This window comes from Mesorhizobium sp. M0802, from assembly GCF_040320115.1.
In the GTDB taxonomy this organism is placed as follows: Bacteria; Pseudomonadota; Alphaproteobacteria; order Rhizobiales; family Rhizobiaceae; genus Mesorhizobium.
Window position 1 is genome coordinate 1 of sequence record NZ_JAMYOY010000037.1, and the last position, 14,905, is coordinate 14,905.

Here is a 14,905-nt window from a genome sequence, read left to right on the forward strand (position 1 = left end):
ACGTTGGCCGCGTGACAGTGAGCTATGCTGGAGATTGGGGTGACGAGGCTGATCAAGCCTTCCAACAGTACCAGCCTGATCAATTCCGGCGAGAGCTACCGGTCCGGAGATCGCATCAGCCCCTCTCTGCATATGCACGCGGCCGCCTGAATTGCCGATTTCGCTCAGCTGCTGCTGAATGGCGACGGCTTGCGGCGCATTCAGGGCCCTCTGCGTCTCCGCTGGCCACAACAGCGCTGGTGAATGTTCATTGTTGGGACGACTCACTCGGGTGGCAGGTGGTTGCCCTGGTCAAGCTCATCCGGCGAAGGGCGGATCTGCTGTTGGCTGGCAGCCAAGACTGGGGGCGGCGGCCCGAACTCCGGCGTCCCAGAGCTTGCGAAAGCCTCCGACACGCTTCTGTTGAGGTCATCCCGTCCATCGGGCATCCCTGGGTTGCTGAAAAAAGATGAGGCGGCTTGATGATCCTGCCCTCGCTGAAGCACCTCGCGAGACCCCCTGTTCCAGTCGCAGAAGCTCCTCTGGATTGGTTGGCGGCTCGTCAGCTCGACCATCGAACAGCGGCCGGAGCGCCTCGGACACGTGCTGCTCAAAGCCCACTCGCCGGGCTTGGCCCGCTTGCCCCTCTTCCAAGCCGGCGTCCTGCACCTGCGACAAAGCTGTTACACGGGATGGATTTTTTCGCGGGGTCCACACCAGCCTCATCAAACTGTATCGGCAAAGTCCTGCGCCAATTCACACTGCGGGTCATCGAGTTGAGATTCTACGGAGAGCGCCTCCTCTGCTCCCGTCAAGGGCGCCGGCTCCGGGAGGGCGCCTGTCTGGCTTTCAAAGATGCGTTTCAGAATGCGATCCGAGAAATAACGCACCTTCCTCAATTTTAATGGTGGCAGACCTTTGATAAGAACAATCTCGTAGTCGTCATCGAGCAGCCGAACCTGTTCGGGACGCAATAGCGGTGCACCTTGATGTGAATTCTGAATGGTCCAGTCGAACGTTCGCGCCTGGCTGTGGGAAATCGATTTGGCTTCAAACGTGTATTCACCGATGGCCTTGGAAATGTAGTTCGGAGTCTCGTCATCAGCCGTGGCCATGAACACTTGCAGTCCGGTATTGCTGAGAAAATTCTGCTTGCCAGCCTCTCCATAAGCCCCCGTCAGTGCCGAAAGGCTTTGGATGATGAGCATGAAACGCCCCTTGTAGCCCGCGATAGTCGTGATTGCGGTCTCGATCGCCTCCAGCTTACCCAAGTGCTTGAACTCGTCGAGCAGGAAGAGAACCTCGTGCTTTTCATCCCGACGGGCCAGCGACCGCTGCAGAATTGAAACGATTTGCTGAAAAAACAAGCGTATCAAAGGCGCGATCACCTCAAGGTCGTTCGGACCAACGCAAAGATAGATGCACGTTCTGCGACGGCGAAGATCATAGACCGAAAAGTCCGAGCGACTTGTGGCCGCCTTTACAGCGGGATCCGCCCACAGGTTGAGCCCGCCATCGCCGAGCACGGAAGTGTAGGAGGTTAGGATTTTCGTATCGTTCCCCGCCATGTCGTCGAAGATGCGTTGTGCCTCTTTGTTCTGGGTCTCCATGGCGAGTCGCGCGAAGAGCTTAAACTTCTCCCCCGGCTGGGCGAAGAGGTCATAGACGGCGCCGATTGTTGGCGTGCCCCGCTCGATGCAGGCAAGGATTCCCGCGACAAAGATATCTCGCGCGCCGCTGACGAAACCTTCCGCGCCCTCCCCCTTGGCCGTAATCAGGTTTGCGGCCAAGCGGCGGGCTTCGGTGAATTGCTGCTGTGGAGGCAACGCTATAAGATCCAACAGCGGATTGTAGCAGTTTGTGCGCCGCTCCGAATCCAGCGGCGCGAATTTAAACACGTCGTCACCTGCGGCTTTGCGCGCCCTCGAGGTGAGCTCAAAGAGCTCCCCCTTGACGTCCAGAGCTATCACCGAGCCTTTGAATGTAAGTAGCGTTGGAATGACTATGCCGACGCCCTTGCCAGCGCGGGTCGGTGCAACGATGAGGCTGTGAGGCTGCTCGCCATTGGTCAGGTAGTAGCCAGGCCAGAAAGGGCCACTTGTCTTCCCAAACACCGGCCCTGTCACGCCACGGTATCGTCGCAGATATCCCGTGCGTCGCATTTCATCCACTCGAGCCCAACGAGCCGTCCCGTGGTGTTCGAGCTTGCGGCGCAATACGATCTGCTGAATCAGCAAGACGACCGCGGACGTCGAGAGCACGATAGCCGCGCCCCGATAGAAAACGGGGGTTGCGAAACCCAAATACAAGGGCGTCTCAAACCAAAAGGCACGGACATCAAACGCCATCAGAGCCTCGCCGCCGCCGCCGTGGCGGAAGGTTGCGTAAAGACTTGCCGCACAGAAGCCCACGGCGAGTGAGCACGCGATGCTAATGGCTATGTTGGGGGGCGTCGTTTTTGTTGAAAGCATTGTTCCATTGCCGGATTAGCCGTAGCTAATGCTGCGCGTGCTTCAGAGACCGAACCGGCGTCGCGCGATGTCGCCGCTCGACAGATCGATGCCGCAGTGGGTGGTGCGATGCTTGCAGCGCATCACCCGGCAGACGTGGTTTTTGAAAGTTACACTAAGCAGGTACGTCAACGGCCAGCGAATTGGAAACGGCAAGGCCGTAAACGGATTTCGGGAGAGAAAGCGTCACTGTACCATGGCCGAGACCTCAACGGCCGGAGCGATCTCTGCTTCTGGTGGCCTCCATTAGGTCCTCTCGGGCGTGATTGAAGGCGTGGTTTATGGACCGCCCGATTTGAGCACCCCGCTGCAGCTGTTCATAGGAGGTTTGCGGGCCTACTGTATCACGGACTGCAGCCTCAATACCTGCTATGTGGCCGTCCAGATTCGCACTCCGTTCCTCTGCTGCATGCTGCGGCGGCGGCATGTGCGGCAAGATGTCTTGCATGCCGGGAAAAACTGAGTGAGCTTGGGCCTGTTGATTTGCGTCTAACTGGGGATACATGTTGAGAATAGCATTGGATGCCATGTTTCTGACATTGCCATCCGGATCAGAAGAAGCCAATCCAATGGCCTGATCAAGAATGCGAGATTTATTTTCGTCAGTAAACTTACTGAAGTGTGGCGCAACGTAATAAGCTCCGAGAGCTTGCGACGGCGGATCCATGTTGCCAATGCGATTAACAATAGCATCTTGCAGCCCTGGCGTTAGGTAATCGCCTAGATTACTGGCCGCTCCGACTTTCTGCAATGCTATGTCATCCGTGCTGTACCCCAATTCGGCTGTTAATGTCGCGGCCAGATTGATGGCTGATCGTCCAAGCCGATTGGTCCGCCTTTCAAATCTCGCGAGGTCGGTTTCTGGCCCGGGTTGAGTGCCCCGAACGGCTGTTCGCTCGTGCGTCCCGAGGCCTTTGAAGCCCCCAAGATTTCGCGCTGTATCGCGCGGGTTAGCGGTTACCAGCCGTTCTGCAACATCGCTCAATGGCCCCTCTGGAACGTCACGGAGGCTACTGCTCCCCACGCCTTGAGATGATCTTGCAGCTGCACGTGCCCGTTTGTTATCGCGATCCATTGCTCGCCTCCAAAGTAGTTATTCTACCCAATGAGGTTACCACCGAAGCTTGACCTGCTAAACCGATATGATGTTACAGTTGTAGTATGGCAAAGGGTTCCCAGCTCTGTGGGTCTGCCAAGTGCCCGTCCAAGCCGAAGAAAATACGATGAAGCTGGCATCAAATGCGATGTGAACTGCCCTGGGCATTCCGGAGGCCGTTTCGTTTGAGTCACGCGGCTATGGCTGGTTCATCCAACATGGCGTAGTAGCGTTCCTCGGCTTCGGCCGGCGGGATGTTGCCGATGGGCTCCAGCAGCCAGCGATTGTTGAAGCAGTCGACCCATTCGAGCGTGGCGAACTCGACGGCCTCGAATGAGCGCCAGGGTCCGCGTCGATGGATCACCTCGGCCTTGTAAAGACCGTTGATCGTTTCGGCGAGAGCATTATCGAAAGAGTCGCCGACACTGCCCACTGCGGGTTCGACGCCGGCCTCCGCCAAGCGCTCGGTGTATTGAATGCTGACGTGTTGGGCGGATTCAACCGGTCGTCGCAACACCAAGGGATTGGAGGTTGCAATGACGGTTCACCAACGCGCTTAGATCGGTGCACTCGAAAGAAGCTGGATTCGCCCGGGCGTCCGCCTGCCTGGCAGCGTGAGAATCGCTTCCGGTTCTGGCAAGCTATTGCCTTGGGACATTCGAGCGAGGAGGCCGCACTGGATGCCGGTACATCAACGCCTCTTGGTCCGCGCTGGTTTCGGAGTGCAGGAGGGATGCCGCCAACGCATTTGGCGCCGTGGGCGAAGCCGCCTTCGGGGCGACATCTTTCTTTCGGGAGCGCGAGGATATTGCGCTTGAGCTTGCCAAGGGAATCGGCATCCGGGCCATTGCTCGTAAGCTAGGTCGGCCGCCGAGCACAATCTCGCGGGAGGTCAGGCGCAATGCCGCGACGCGCAGCGGCAATCTGGATTACCGGCCAGTGCCGCCCAATGGCACGCCGATCGTGAGTCCCGCCGGCCTCCTGGCAAGCTGGCGGTCAATCCGGCTCTGCGTGAATATGTTGAGGAGCGCTTGGCCGGCAAAGTCACCAATCCCAATGGCGCCTCATTCGAGGGCCCCAAGGTGGGTATGGAAAAAACGACAGAGCCGGAGGTGGTCGGCAGCCTGGAGCCCCGAGCAGATCGCTAAATCGGCTTCAGATCGATTACCCAGAGGATCAAACCATGCGGATCAGCCAAGAGACGATCTATCAGTCCTTGTACATTCAAGGACGCGGAGCATTGCGCCGAGGACTTACCGCATGTCTGCGTTCAGGCCGAGCGTTGCGCGTACCGCGCGAACGGGCCCGAGTTCGCAACAAGTCCTCCGTTGGAGACGCCCTTATAATAAGCGACCGTCCGGCCGAAATTGCCGATCGGGCTGTCCCCGGACATTGGGAAGGCGACCTCATCCTTGGCCTCGGAAGCTAGGCGATCGGTACGCTCGTGGAACGAAGTTCACGCTTCACAATGCGTGCTTCACCTGCCGCGCATGCATGGCTATCAGCAGAGCATGCGCATCAAGAACGGTCCACCACTTGCCGGCCACGGCGCTGAAGCAGTCCGCAGAGCCATAGCCCGATCCATGGGCAAACTTCCCGAGCAACTGCGTCAGTCGCTGACTTGGGACCATGGAGCGGAAATGGCGCAGCAGCCGACCTGCGCATCGACACCGGGCTCGAGATTTTCTTCTGCGATCCCCAAGCCCGTGGCAGCGAGACTCCAACGAAAACACCAAACGGCTTGCTGAGACAGTACTTTCCAAAGGCACGGATCTCAGTCGGCACACAGCCCGGGAACTGGACGCAGTCGCCCATGCTATCAACACAAGACCGCGCAAAACGCTCGGCTGGAAAACACCTGCCGAACTCCTCGACCAACTCCTTGGGGGACAGTATGATGCCGGTGTTGCGACGATCCGGTTGAATCCGCCTTGGCTGCCTCTATCGCTGTGATGGATGAGCCCGCCTCCCTGCACGGGCCGCCGATCATGGAGAGCCTGTTCCAGGGCATCGAGAACGAAGGCTGCATGCGCCGTCCGGCTCACCCGCCAGCCGACGATCCGACGGGCATAGGTGTCGATGACAAAGGCGACATAGACGAAGCCCGTCCAGGTCGCGACGCAGGTGAAGTCGGAGACCCGCAGCATGTTCGGCGCGGAGCAGTGGAACTGGCGGTTGACGTGGTCGAGAGGGCAAGGTGCGGCCTTGTTGCTCACCGTAGTGCGGATCGGCGGACGATGCCTTCGAGGCCCATGGCCTTCATCAAGCGGGCAACCGTGCAGCGGGCGACGTCGAAGCCCTCGCGACGCAACCGCCGCCAGACCTTGCGAACGCCGTAGACGCGGAAGTTCGCCTCAAACCGTCGGACCTCATCCTTCGAGGCTGTATCCCATCTTGCCCGAGCCGACAGCCGGCAGGGGTCGACGCGCTTGGCGACATGGTCGTGGTAGGTCGACCGGGCGATCGGCAGCACCTTGCAGATCGGCTCGACCCCATGCGCCTTGCGGTGAGCGTCGATGAACGCGATCGTGGCCTGAACCGGCGGTCGAGCTTCGCCTGGGCAAAATACGCGGAAGCCTTGCGAAGGATCTCGTTGGCCTGGCGAAGCTCGCGGCTCTCGTTTCCAGAGCCTTGAGTTTCGTCGCCACATCCGTAGGCACACCGACTTGCACGCCACTGTCGCGCTCGGCCTTCTCCACCCCCTCATGCAGCGTCTGCGCCGTGCAGCCGATCTTGGCGGCGATCGATGAAACCGCCGCCCACCGCGACGTATGCTCGCGTTCGTGATCCAGAACCAGCCGCACCGCGCGGGCCCGGACCTCGGGAGAGAACTTGTTGGTCGTCTTGCTTGTCATGGTTCCACCTTCTCAGGAGTTGGAGCCTCCGATCAACCCGGCGCGGTTCACAACAAGGGTCACGGATCAATCTGGGCGGGAACCCTAGAGAATCAGCCCTCAGAGCCTTTGGTAATAGACCGACCCCTCGCACCTGTTTGGGCTGGGTGTACAAGTCAGGTTTTCATCAGGTTGGACGAGTATGTCTGGCAGCCAGAGCGCGACCACTTCCGTGCCCGCCCGCTCGTCTGGCAGACACACAAAGTAGAAAGATATGCCGTCAGCTACAAGCAGCGCCATCGTTTCCTGCCGCAGATCATCGCCCATCCGGTCTGGCCCTCCTTCAGGTCCCCTTGAGCCTGTGTCTCGTCGAGGAAATGGCCCGGGAGCGGGATCGTGGCTTCGTATGAGACAATCCGCCGGTTGCGGCAACAAATGCGGTCCGCATACGGAGCCATTACGTCGCGGCACTTGATATTGCAGTGCAGCAAAGGTAGAGGGCCGCCCCTTATCGGAGTGTCGTCCATGGCCCTTACCAATGCTGGTAGCGAGGCAGAACCCGTCGAACAATCGAGCCATCCCGAAATCGAACAGCACAGCACCCAGGTGCTGATGCTAGGCGCGCTCGGCGTTGTCTATGGCGATATTGGCACCAGCCCGATCTACGCGTTCCGTGAGGCGCTGGTGGCGTCGTCGGGCGGCAATGTCGCCGAGCGCGGCGATATCCTCGGCGTGCTGTCGCTGATCATCTGGTCGCTGACTATCATCGTCACCATCAAGTACATCATGTTCGTGCTGCGCGCCGATAACGGCGGCGAGGGCGGCGTGCTGTCGCTGATGGCGCTAGCGCGCGGCAGTTTCCCCAAGCGGTCGGCGGTGATCCTGGGCATCGGCATCGTCGGCGCCTCGCTGTTTTTCGGCGACGCGGTCATCACGCCCGCGATTTCGGTGCTGTCGGCGGTCGAGGGTATGAACGTCGTCACGCCGACCTTCCAGCCCTATGTGGTGCCGCTGACACTGGTCATCCTGGCCATGGTGTTCGCGGTGCAGCGCTTTGGCACCGGCGGGGTGGGATTGGTGTTCGGCCCGGTGACCGCCGTATGGTTCCTGGCAATTGGCCTTTCCGGTCTCAACCACATCATCGCCGATCCAGAAATCCTGTGGGCGGTGAGCCCGCACTACATCGTCGCGTTCCTGATCAATTCGCCCGACGTCGCCTTCGTCACCATCGGCGCCATCTTCCTCGCCGTCACCGGCGCCGAAGCACTCTATGCCGATCTCGGCCATTTCGGCCGCAAGCCGATCGTGCTGGCCTGGCTGGCGATCGTGTTTCCCTGCCTGCTGCTCAATTATGCCGGGCAAGGCGCCTTCGTGCTGGCCAAGAACGGCGTCGTCGGCCATCCATTCTTCGAGATGAACGAAGGCTGGACGCTGATCCCGATGGTGGTATTGGCAACCGCAGCGACGGTCATCGCCAGCCAGGCGGTCATATCGGGCGCCTTCTCGCTGACCCGGCAGGCGGTGCAGCTCAATATGCTGCCGCGCCTCGAAATCCTGCACACGTCGGAACGGCAGTCGGGCCAGATCTACATGCCGCGCGTCAATCTGTTGCTGGCGTTGGCGGTGATGTTGCTGGTCGTCGGTTTCGGCGAATCGAGCAAGCTCGCCTCCGCCTATGGCATCTCGGTGACCGGCAACATGCTGGTGACGACGGTGCTGCTGTTCGTCGTCATGACGCGCATCTGGAAATGGCGGCTGTGGGTGGCGGTCGCCATGACGGCGCTGTTCGGCTTCATCGACATCGGCTTCTTCGCCTCCAACATCGTGAAGGTGTTCGAGGGCGGCTGGGCGTCGCTTGCGGTGGCCTTCACCATCGTTCTGGCGATGTGGACCTGGGTGCGCGGCAGCCGCTATCTGTTCGACAAGACCCGGCGCAACGAAATCCCGCTCGATTTCCTCGCCGGCAATCTGTTGAAGAAGAAGCCGCAGCTGGTGTCCGGCACCGCCGTGTTCCTGACCAGCGATCCGCAAAGCGCGCCGACAGCGCTGATGCACAGCCTGAAGCACTACAAGGTGCTGCACGAGCAGAACGTCATTCTGTCGGTGGTCACCGCACCGCAGCCGCTGGTGCCCGACAGCGAGCGGGTCAAGATGGAGACAGTCAACGAGTTGTTCATGCGGGTGACGCTGACCTTCGGCTATATGGAGCAGCCAAACATTCCGCGCGCCCTGGCGACCTGCCGCAAGCAAGGCTGGAAGTTTGACATCATGACGACATCCTTCTTCCTGTCGAGGCGCTCGCTCAAAGCCTCGCCCAATTCGGGCATGCCGGTGTGGCAGGACAAGCTGTTCATCGGCCTGGCACGCACGGCCGCCGATGCGACCGAATATTTCCAGATCCCGACCGGACGTGTGGTCGAGATCGGCACGCAGGTGGCGATTTAGGGCATGTCGCGGTTGAGAAGAATCGGTGCTGTCACATTGAATGAGCGTTAAGGAAATTCAGGTAGCAGCGCGCCCGGCACTGTAAGTTTCAGCGGCTTGATGCAGCGATAGCTGGCCGGGACGGCTGTCACGCTGTGGCGACACACGCGATTTTTGTTCCAGATTTGCATGGGGCGTTACGCAGGTCTCGATGTTGAGCCGATGACAGCGCATTGCAGGGAAAGTGAGCAGGTCGGCAATCGGATCATGGATGGAAACGAACCGCTGAAGCTGGCGTGCCGACTTGAAGCGTTTCATGATCCTTTCGCGTCGTCGGGTCGGCTGGTGCGAATTTTCCGCTCGATTATTCAGGCCTGTGTGCGACCGGTGTTCGACGCCGGGCATGAGGTCGCGCATGGCGGCATCATAGGATCGGAGCTTGTCGGTGATCATGATCCGTGGTGTCCGCCCTTGAGCTTTCAGCAACTTGCGCATCAGACGCTTTGCCGCCTTGGCATTTCGGCGGCTCTGTACCAGCACTTCGAGGACGAAGCCGTCCTGATCGACGGCACGCCAGAGCCACTGCTTCTTGCCACTGATAGCCACGACACATTCGTCGAGATGCCATTTGTCGCCCAGGCAGCCGGCTGATATTGATCTCCTGGGCGAAATGCCGTCCGAATTTCTCCGCGCAGCTTCGAACGGTCTGATGCGTGACGATGATGCCGCGGGCCGCCAGCATGTCCTCAACCATGCGCAGGCTGAGCGGAAAGCGAAAGTAGAGCCATACCGCGTGCGCAATGATCTCGGCGGGAAAGCGGTGGCGACCATAGAGCGGATCACGAGCAACTTGTGACATGGCCCAATGTACGCACATCTTCATAAGCTGTCGGTTGACTTTACGATGCCGCGCCAAGCGAGCAGCATCCGGCCGGCGGGGCCGACCCCGTCTCCCGGCCCTGAGCAGAACGGCATCGCGCAGGTGCCGCTTCATCCTCGACGCGGCCAGCCTGCTTTGCCGTTACCGCCGCCGCCGAAAGCGCCAGGCGTTGCCGCCAGGCGCCGGTCCGCCGGCAGCGGTTCGTTTCCACCGAGATCCGATTGCCACCAGTTCCACTTTCCCCCAATACCGGCGTAACGCCGCCATGCAAATCTGGAACAAAATCGCGTATGTCGCCGCAGCATGACAGCCGTCCCGACCAGCTATCGCTGCATCAAGACGCTGATATCTTTACAGTGCCCGCACGCCTCTCGCGCGCCAACGGCCAGTCGGGTGTCGCGAATGAGGCGCGCTGAAGCCATCCGGCTCAGCCGATCATGGCGCTTCGGTTGCCGGGTTCGAGGTCGTGGCCTCTGCCGCTGCGCGATTCTAGCATTTGCGCCTTGGAGAGCTCTGCTTCAGCCTCGGCGAGGCATGGCTCGGCTGCGGTTCTCTGCCGCAGAAGGTCCGATTGCGAATTCTTGACGTTGTCACGACGTAGGCGAGCGGCCTTGGCGAACGTCGGATAAGCGAAATGATTGACATCGGAGATGCCGGCCTTCGTTTCCTCGGCGTTTAACTGGAAGTCCAGTTCTCGCGCCATGCGTTCGAAATCGGCAATCATGATGTCTAGCTGGTGCAACTGTCGCCGCTTCTCATTCACCTGAAATTGCTTCAGTCGGACCAGATTACCTCGTGGCTTCATGACTCGGTACTCCGGTACCCATTTCGTCCAATCAAACCGCTCTCTCCCCTTAACGTTAGGCCTACAGCGAATCTCACGTTTTCTGCTGCGAGCGGAAACATATTTTCCAAAATCCTTGGCCGATGGCTATGAGTTCAATGGCATCGACAAGCATGCGAGCGGGGGACTTAAGGGGCGGTAAAAAAAGGCGGAATAGGGCGATTTTCACAATGTCTGCATTGAACGCGTTGAGACCTGCGGCGGGCTTGACACACAAAGCAATCGTCAAGATTTGCGACATGGACGCCGGGGGGCATGAATACGCCCGCCGTCAGCTACACGCCCCCCGATTTCCGCCGCCTATTATCGCCCACGCGGTCTGGCTTTATTTCCGGTTTCCGCTGAGCCTGCGCCTGGTTGAGGAAATGCTGCTGGAACGCGGCATCGTGGTTTCGTATGAGACAAGTCGCCGGTGGGGCATCAAGTTCGGGCTGGACTGCGCTCGCTGCTTGCGCCGCAAGCCGCCGTGCCGGAATGATGTCTGGTACCTGAACGAAGTGGTCGTCACCATCGCCCGGCAAAAAGCTTTGGTTGTGGCGCGCCGTCGAACAGGATGGATATGTGCTGGACGAAATCGTGCAAAACCGCCGCAACACCAAGGCCGCCAAGCGCTTGCTGACGCGGCTGTTGAAGAAGCAGGGGCTCGCGCCGAAGCGCATGATCACCGACTAGCTGCGCTCGTATGGAGCGGCAAAGCGACAGGTAATGCCGGACGTCAAGCACCGGTCGCACAAGGGATTGAACAACGGAGCGGAGAATTCCCATGTGCCGCCGCGAAAACGGGAGCGGATGATGCAGGGGTCCGATCGCCGGGAGGCCTGCAACGCTTCGTCTCGACCTTGTCAGCCCTCCGCAACCTCTTCGTCCCGCCCCGCCCCAAACGTTCTGCTCTCGCCATACATGTTCATCGCCTGCAAGCCATCGCCGAATCGAAGGCCGTGACTGGAACGCCCGCATGAATTCTGCAGCAGCAGCCCTCGGCCGGCCAATTTCAGACAACGTGACAAGCCCGGCCAACAAGCCTATGTCGTCAAATCGCCAAAACCGACGCGCGGGCAAAAAAGCCGAATTCCTCCAATGCCGCGGCGAGGTTTTGCTCCGTCAGAAGCTCCGCCGCGGACCGGGCTGCTAGCCGGCGCCAGGCGAGGAGCAAAGGCCGGCGGGCCCGGCATTGTCGCCCGGTCGTGTGAGCAGCAGCACGGCGTCGCGCAGCGCGGCCTCGTCCTCGGTGCGGCCCGCCTGCCGCACCGTCGCCGCGGCCGCGCCGAGTGCGAGGCGCTGCCGCCAGGCGCCGGCCCATTTTTCATCCCGGCGCACGACCGCATCGAGCGTGGCGATCGCGGCGCCGCATGCGATCCCAGCATCTTCAACGGTTTGCGCATCGGGGACTGCCCGGCGCAGCGAGGACGGCACCGGTGCCGCGAGAGCGGACAGCCCGACCCCGGGAGACGCGTCGGTCCCAAGGGTGCGGAGGGAGATCATCCATACGATCGGCGCCCCGGCCAACGCCGATGGCCGCGTTGGTGATTTCGCCTTCTCCGACGCCGCGAATGTCTAAAAAAGACGGGGGGCTACCGCCTGGACCCTCCGCTTCAACACCAAGGGCCTCAAGGGCGACCAGGGAGATAAGGGCTGGTCAATCGTGCCCAGCCTCGTCGTGGACGGGGCCAGACGTGTTTTCCAGGTTGCTGACTGGGTAGGCGGCACCGGGACCAAGCCCGCTACCGGCGACTACATCGGCGCGACGGGCCTCACGTCTATCATGGCTGACGCGGTTGACGTGCGCGGCGCCGCTGGCACCGGCACCGGTGACATGGAGAAGGTGGACTACGACACCAACGCTGATGGTAAGGTCACCGCCGCCGATATTGCTGACAGCGCGCCGTGGGCCGGCATCACGGACAAGCCGGTGACGTTCCCACCAGCGGCCCACTCGCACGCTGACGCAACCACTGGAGCTTCCGGCTTCATGTCGGGCGCGGACAAGGCCAAACTCGATGGTGTCGCATCAGGTGCCACCACCAATGCGACTGATGCAGCGCTGCGCGATCGCTCAATCCACACCCGCACCCAGCTGGCCACCACGATCTCGAACGTCTCAACAGCAGCCGACGCGCGCATCAGCGCTGCTGTTGGTGCCTCGGTCCAAGCTTACAACGCAGCTCTGATTGGCACGACCGGCACCTTTACGACCGCCATGAGTGCCAAGCTTGGCTTCATCACGGTTACCGGCAACGTGGACCTGGACGATCTGCGCGCGAAGGTGCTCGGGCTCGATCAGGCGATTATCCTCAAGGGCACCTGGGACGCCTCTGTTGGCAGCTTCCCCGGCGCTGGCGTGGCCCAGGCCGGCTTCACCTACATCGTCTCGACCGGTGGCACCGTCAATGGTCAGACGTTGCCAACGGCGATCGTATCGTCGCCAACGCCGCCAACGCCTCGGCCACGACCTTCGCAGCCAACTGGTTCAAGGAAGACTACACCGACGCCGTGCTGTCGATCGCAGGCCGCACTGGTGCTGTCATTCTGACCGCCGACGATATCAGTGACGGCACGACCAACAAAGCCTAAACGGCGACGGAGAAAACGAAGCTCGCCGGTATTGCGTCGGCCGCGACCGCCAATGCTACCGACGCGAGTTTGCGCGATCGTTCGACCCATACCGGCACCCAGCTGGCCGCCACGATCTCGAACTTTGCCGCCACGGTCATCACCGCGGCCCTGACGGGTCTGTCGACCGCCACGGGAGGCGTGATCACCGCGGCCGACACGGTGCTGTCGGCACTGGGCAAGCTGCAGAAGCAGATCACCGATCTGACGACGACGGTTAGGGGCAAGCTTGGTGCAACCGCTCAGGCCGTTGACAGCGCAAAGCTCGGAGGCGCTTCGATGGATCAGACTGGAACGGCCGGCACGGTCACTCAGCGCGATGGCGCTGGTGATATCACGACGCGTTTGTACCGCTCGACCTACGCCACAGGTGCCGACGCTGTGACGAGCTTCGTCGGTCGCGCGTCGAGTGACGGCACCGGGGACAATTATCGTCCACCGCAGTCCATTGCCCAGACCAAGGCGCTTCTCGGCGTCGGCACGATGGCAAATCGCAGCGTCACGATCTCGGCCGCTGCCCCTTCTGGCGGCGTGGACGGTGATTTCTGGGTGCAGCCGTAATGGCCCTTTACGTCAAAGCCTCCGGGGTCTGGGGGGCGGCCAGCGCCGTCTGGGTGAAAATCTCAAGCCTCTGGACCAAGGCTCGACAGGTCTATGTGCGCAGCTCGGGCGTCTGGGAGAAAATGTTCCCGATAGATCTGGTCTTCAATGGCACTCACGAAGACTCGACTGCCACGACCGTTTACACCCACACCAGCATTCCGCTTGTTGTCGCGCCATACGCTAATCGTCGTGTCATCGTGACAACTGAGACCACTGACACCGAAAGTGCAGTGACCGTCAACAGTATGACGATTGGGGGTGTGGCTGCCACCCTTCTCGCTCAGGTGGAAAGCATCTTCAATTCTGGTGTGGTCTATCTGTCAATGTGGTCAGCCCTCGTGCCAACCGGTACGACGGCAACGATCGTGACCACGTATAGTGAGAGCGTGTTCCGTGACTACATGTCGGTCTATACGACCACCAATTGGGATGGTGTGGTGGGCACTGTTGCCTCTGACAACAATTCAACGGGTGGCCTGACAACGACCGTCAGCATTGGTGCCCTGGGCGCAGCGATCGCAATTGCGGGCAACGCCACCAATGGGGGCATCGGCACTGCGACATGGACCGGGCTGACCCAACAGTTCTCAAACGCACCAGTCACGAATAGAAACCACAGCGGAGCAACGGCCCAAGCTGGCCTCACCGTAACCTGTGCCTACAGCACTACTCCAGCACTTGCCGCACTGCTGGTGGTTCCGCTTAACATGTCCTGACCAGGCCAGGGGTGCGCAACTCCTGACTGGCGACGGCGTCGGCGACATGCCTTACGGACTCGTATTGCCAGAGCTTGTAATCGTCGACAAACCAGCCAAGTCGGCTCTCGATCGCCGTAGCAAGCTCGTTATAGTCGAGGCTGTCGAGGCCGAGATCCCGCATTCGGGTTGTCATCGACACCTCTACTTTTTCGGCAACTAGAGCGTTGAGGGTTTTGAGAACCAGTTGTTCAATTTAATGTCATCACTAATACATGCCTTTTGCTTGCAGATTCAGGTAATGCAACCCTGATCGGGGCGCAACCCCCAAAGCGAGGTGTGCCTTTGAAACATGTTCTTGTCATTGACGATGATGCCGCAATGCGGCGCCTCATCGCCGAGTATCTCACGATGCATGCCCTGAAGGTAA

Annotated in this window: 8 protein-coding genes, 8 pseudogenes and 1 other annotated feature; of the genes and pseudogenes, 7 read left to right on the forward strand and 9 right to left on the reverse strand. The window is 60.4% G+C overall.

The window, feature by feature from the left end; genetic code table 11:
• Positions 1–704: 704 nt before the first annotated feature.
• The 3 genes and pseudogenes from virD4 to NKI10_RS30035 all read right to left on the reverse strand — a co-directional run.
• Entirely contained in the window at positions 705–2,450 is a 1,746-nt protein-coding gene (gene virD4 / locus NKI10_RS30025; RefSeq protein ID WP_352515482.1) for a type IV secretion system ATPase VirD4, read from the reverse strand.
• A gap of 247 nt (positions 2,451–2,697) precedes the next feature.
• Positions 2,698–3,474, reverse strand: coding sequence for a hypothetical protein (locus NKI10_RS30030; RefSeq protein WP_352515483.1), 777 nt, complete (start codon positions 3,472–3,474; stop codon positions 2,698–2,700).
• A gap of 301 nt (positions 3,475–3,775) precedes the next feature.
• Positions 3,776–4,078, reverse strand: a pseudogene (locus tag NKI10_RS30035) (integrase core domain-containing protein); the annotation flags it as partial.
• A gap of 30 nt (positions 4,079–4,108) precedes the next feature.
• On the opposite strand from NKI10_RS30035, the pseudogene NKI10_RS30040 reads away from it, so the two are divergent.
• Positions 4,109–5,538: pseudogene (locus tag NKI10_RS30040) on the forward strand (IS30 family transposase).
• Here NKI10_RS30040 and NKI10_RS30045 read toward each other — a convergent pair.
• Positions 5,517–6,440, reverse strand: a pseudogene (locus NKI10_RS30045) (IS3 family transposase); the annotation flags it as partial. The pseudogenes NKI10_RS30040 and NKI10_RS30045 overlap by 22 nt on opposite strands.
• Positions 6,041–6,157 (reverse strand) — a sequence feature (AL1L pseudoknot). (Overlaps the previous pseudogene by 117 nt.)
• 504 nt (positions 6,441–6,944) lie before the next feature.
• On the opposite strand from NKI10_RS30045, the gene NKI10_RS30050 reads away from it, so the two are divergent.
• Positions 6,945–8,864, forward strand: a complete 1,920-nt coding sequence (locus tag NKI10_RS30050) for a potassium transporter Kup (RefSeq protein WP_352862544.1) — start codon at positions 6,945–6,947, stop codon at positions 8,862–8,864.
• A gap of 127 nt (positions 8,865–8,991) precedes the next feature.
• Here the strand turns inward: NKI10_RS30050 and NKI10_RS30055 are convergent.
• The 3 genes and pseudogenes from NKI10_RS30055 to NKI10_RS30065 all read right to left on the reverse strand — a co-directional run bounded on the left by NKI10_RS30055 (position 8,992) and on the right by NKI10_RS30065 (position 10,528).
• Positions 8,992–9,702, reverse strand: a pseudogene (locus tag NKI10_RS30055) (IS6 family transposase).
• Positions 9,703–9,752: 50 nt separating this feature from the next.
• A pseudogene (locus NKI10_RS30060) lies at positions 9,753–9,916 on the reverse strand (DUF1403 family protein); the annotation flags it as partial.
• Positions 9,917–10,150: 234 nt separating this feature from the next.
• Positions 10,151–10,528 carry a hypothetical protein gene (locus NKI10_RS30065; RefSeq protein WP_023679574.1) on the reverse strand — a complete coding sequence of 126 codons (378 nt, stop codon included), beginning with the start codon at positions 10,526–10,528 and terminating at the stop codon, positions 10,151–10,153.
• A gap of 278 nt (positions 10,529–10,806) precedes the next feature.
• On the opposite strand from NKI10_RS30065, the pseudogene NKI10_RS30070 reads away from it, so the two are divergent.
• Positions 10,807–11,526, forward strand: a pseudogene (locus NKI10_RS30070) (IS6 family transposase).
• A 101-nt stretch (positions 11,527–11,627) separates the two neighbouring features.
• Here NKI10_RS30070 and NKI10_RS30075 read toward each other — a convergent pair.
• Positions 11,628–12,049: pseudogene (locus NKI10_RS30075) on the reverse strand (DUF1403 family protein); the annotation flags it as partial.
• A 160-nt stretch (positions 12,050–12,209) separates the two neighbouring features.
• Here NKI10_RS30075 and NKI10_RS30080 point away from each other — a divergent pair.
• The 3 genes from NKI10_RS30080 to NKI10_RS30090 all read left to right on the forward strand — a co-directional run bounded on the left by NKI10_RS30080 (position 12,210) and on the right by NKI10_RS30090 (position 14,496).
• The gene (locus NKI10_RS30080) at positions 12,210–13,097 is read left to right on the forward strand and encodes a hypothetical protein (RefSeq protein WP_352515486.1); all 888 of its coding nucleotides are present in this window, start codon (positions 12,210–12,212) and stop codon (positions 13,095–13,097) included.
• Between the two features lie 110 nt (positions 13,098–13,207).
• Positions 13,208–13,738: a hypothetical protein gene (locus NKI10_RS30085; RefSeq protein ID WP_352515487.1), complete on the forward strand. Its 531-nt coding sequence runs from the start codon at positions 13,208–13,210 to the stop codon at positions 13,736–13,738.
• Positions 13,738–14,496, forward strand: a complete 759-nt coding sequence (locus NKI10_RS30090; RefSeq protein ID WP_352515488.1) for a hypothetical protein — start codon at positions 13,738–13,740, stop codon at positions 14,494–14,496. Before NKI10_RS30085 ends, NKI10_RS30090 begins: the two co-directional genes overlap by 1 nt.
• Here the strand turns inward: NKI10_RS30090 and NKI10_RS30095 are convergent.
• Positions 14,483–14,677: an acyl carrier protein gene (locus NKI10_RS30095; protein WP_352515489.1), complete on the reverse strand. Its 195-nt coding sequence runs from the start codon at positions 14,675–14,677 to the stop codon at positions 14,483–14,485. The genes NKI10_RS30090 and NKI10_RS30095 overlap by 14 nt on opposite strands.
• 143 nt (positions 14,678–14,820) lie before the next feature.
• On the opposite strand from NKI10_RS30095, the pseudogene NKI10_RS30100 reads away from it, so the two are divergent.
• A pseudogene (locus tag NKI10_RS30100) lies at positions 14,821–14,905 on the forward strand (DNA-binding response regulator); the annotation flags it as partial.

Coding starts and splice junctions, on each gene's coding strand:
- virD4 (WP_352515482.1), bottom strand. CDS start 2,450: ATGCTTTCAACAAAAACGACGCCCCCCAACATAGCCATTAGCATCGCG.
- NKI10_RS30050 (WP_352862544.1), top strand. CDS start 6,945: ATGGCCCTTACCAATGCTGGTAGCGAGGCAGAACCCGTCGAACAATCG.
- NKI10_RS30065 (WP_023679574.1), bottom strand. CDS start 10,528: ATGAAGCCACGAGGTAATCTGGTCCGACTGAAGCAATTTCAGGTGAAT.
- NKI10_RS30090 (WP_352515488.1), top strand. CDS start 13,738: ATGGCCCTTTACGTCAAAGCCTCCGGGGTCTGGGGGGCGGCCAGCGCC.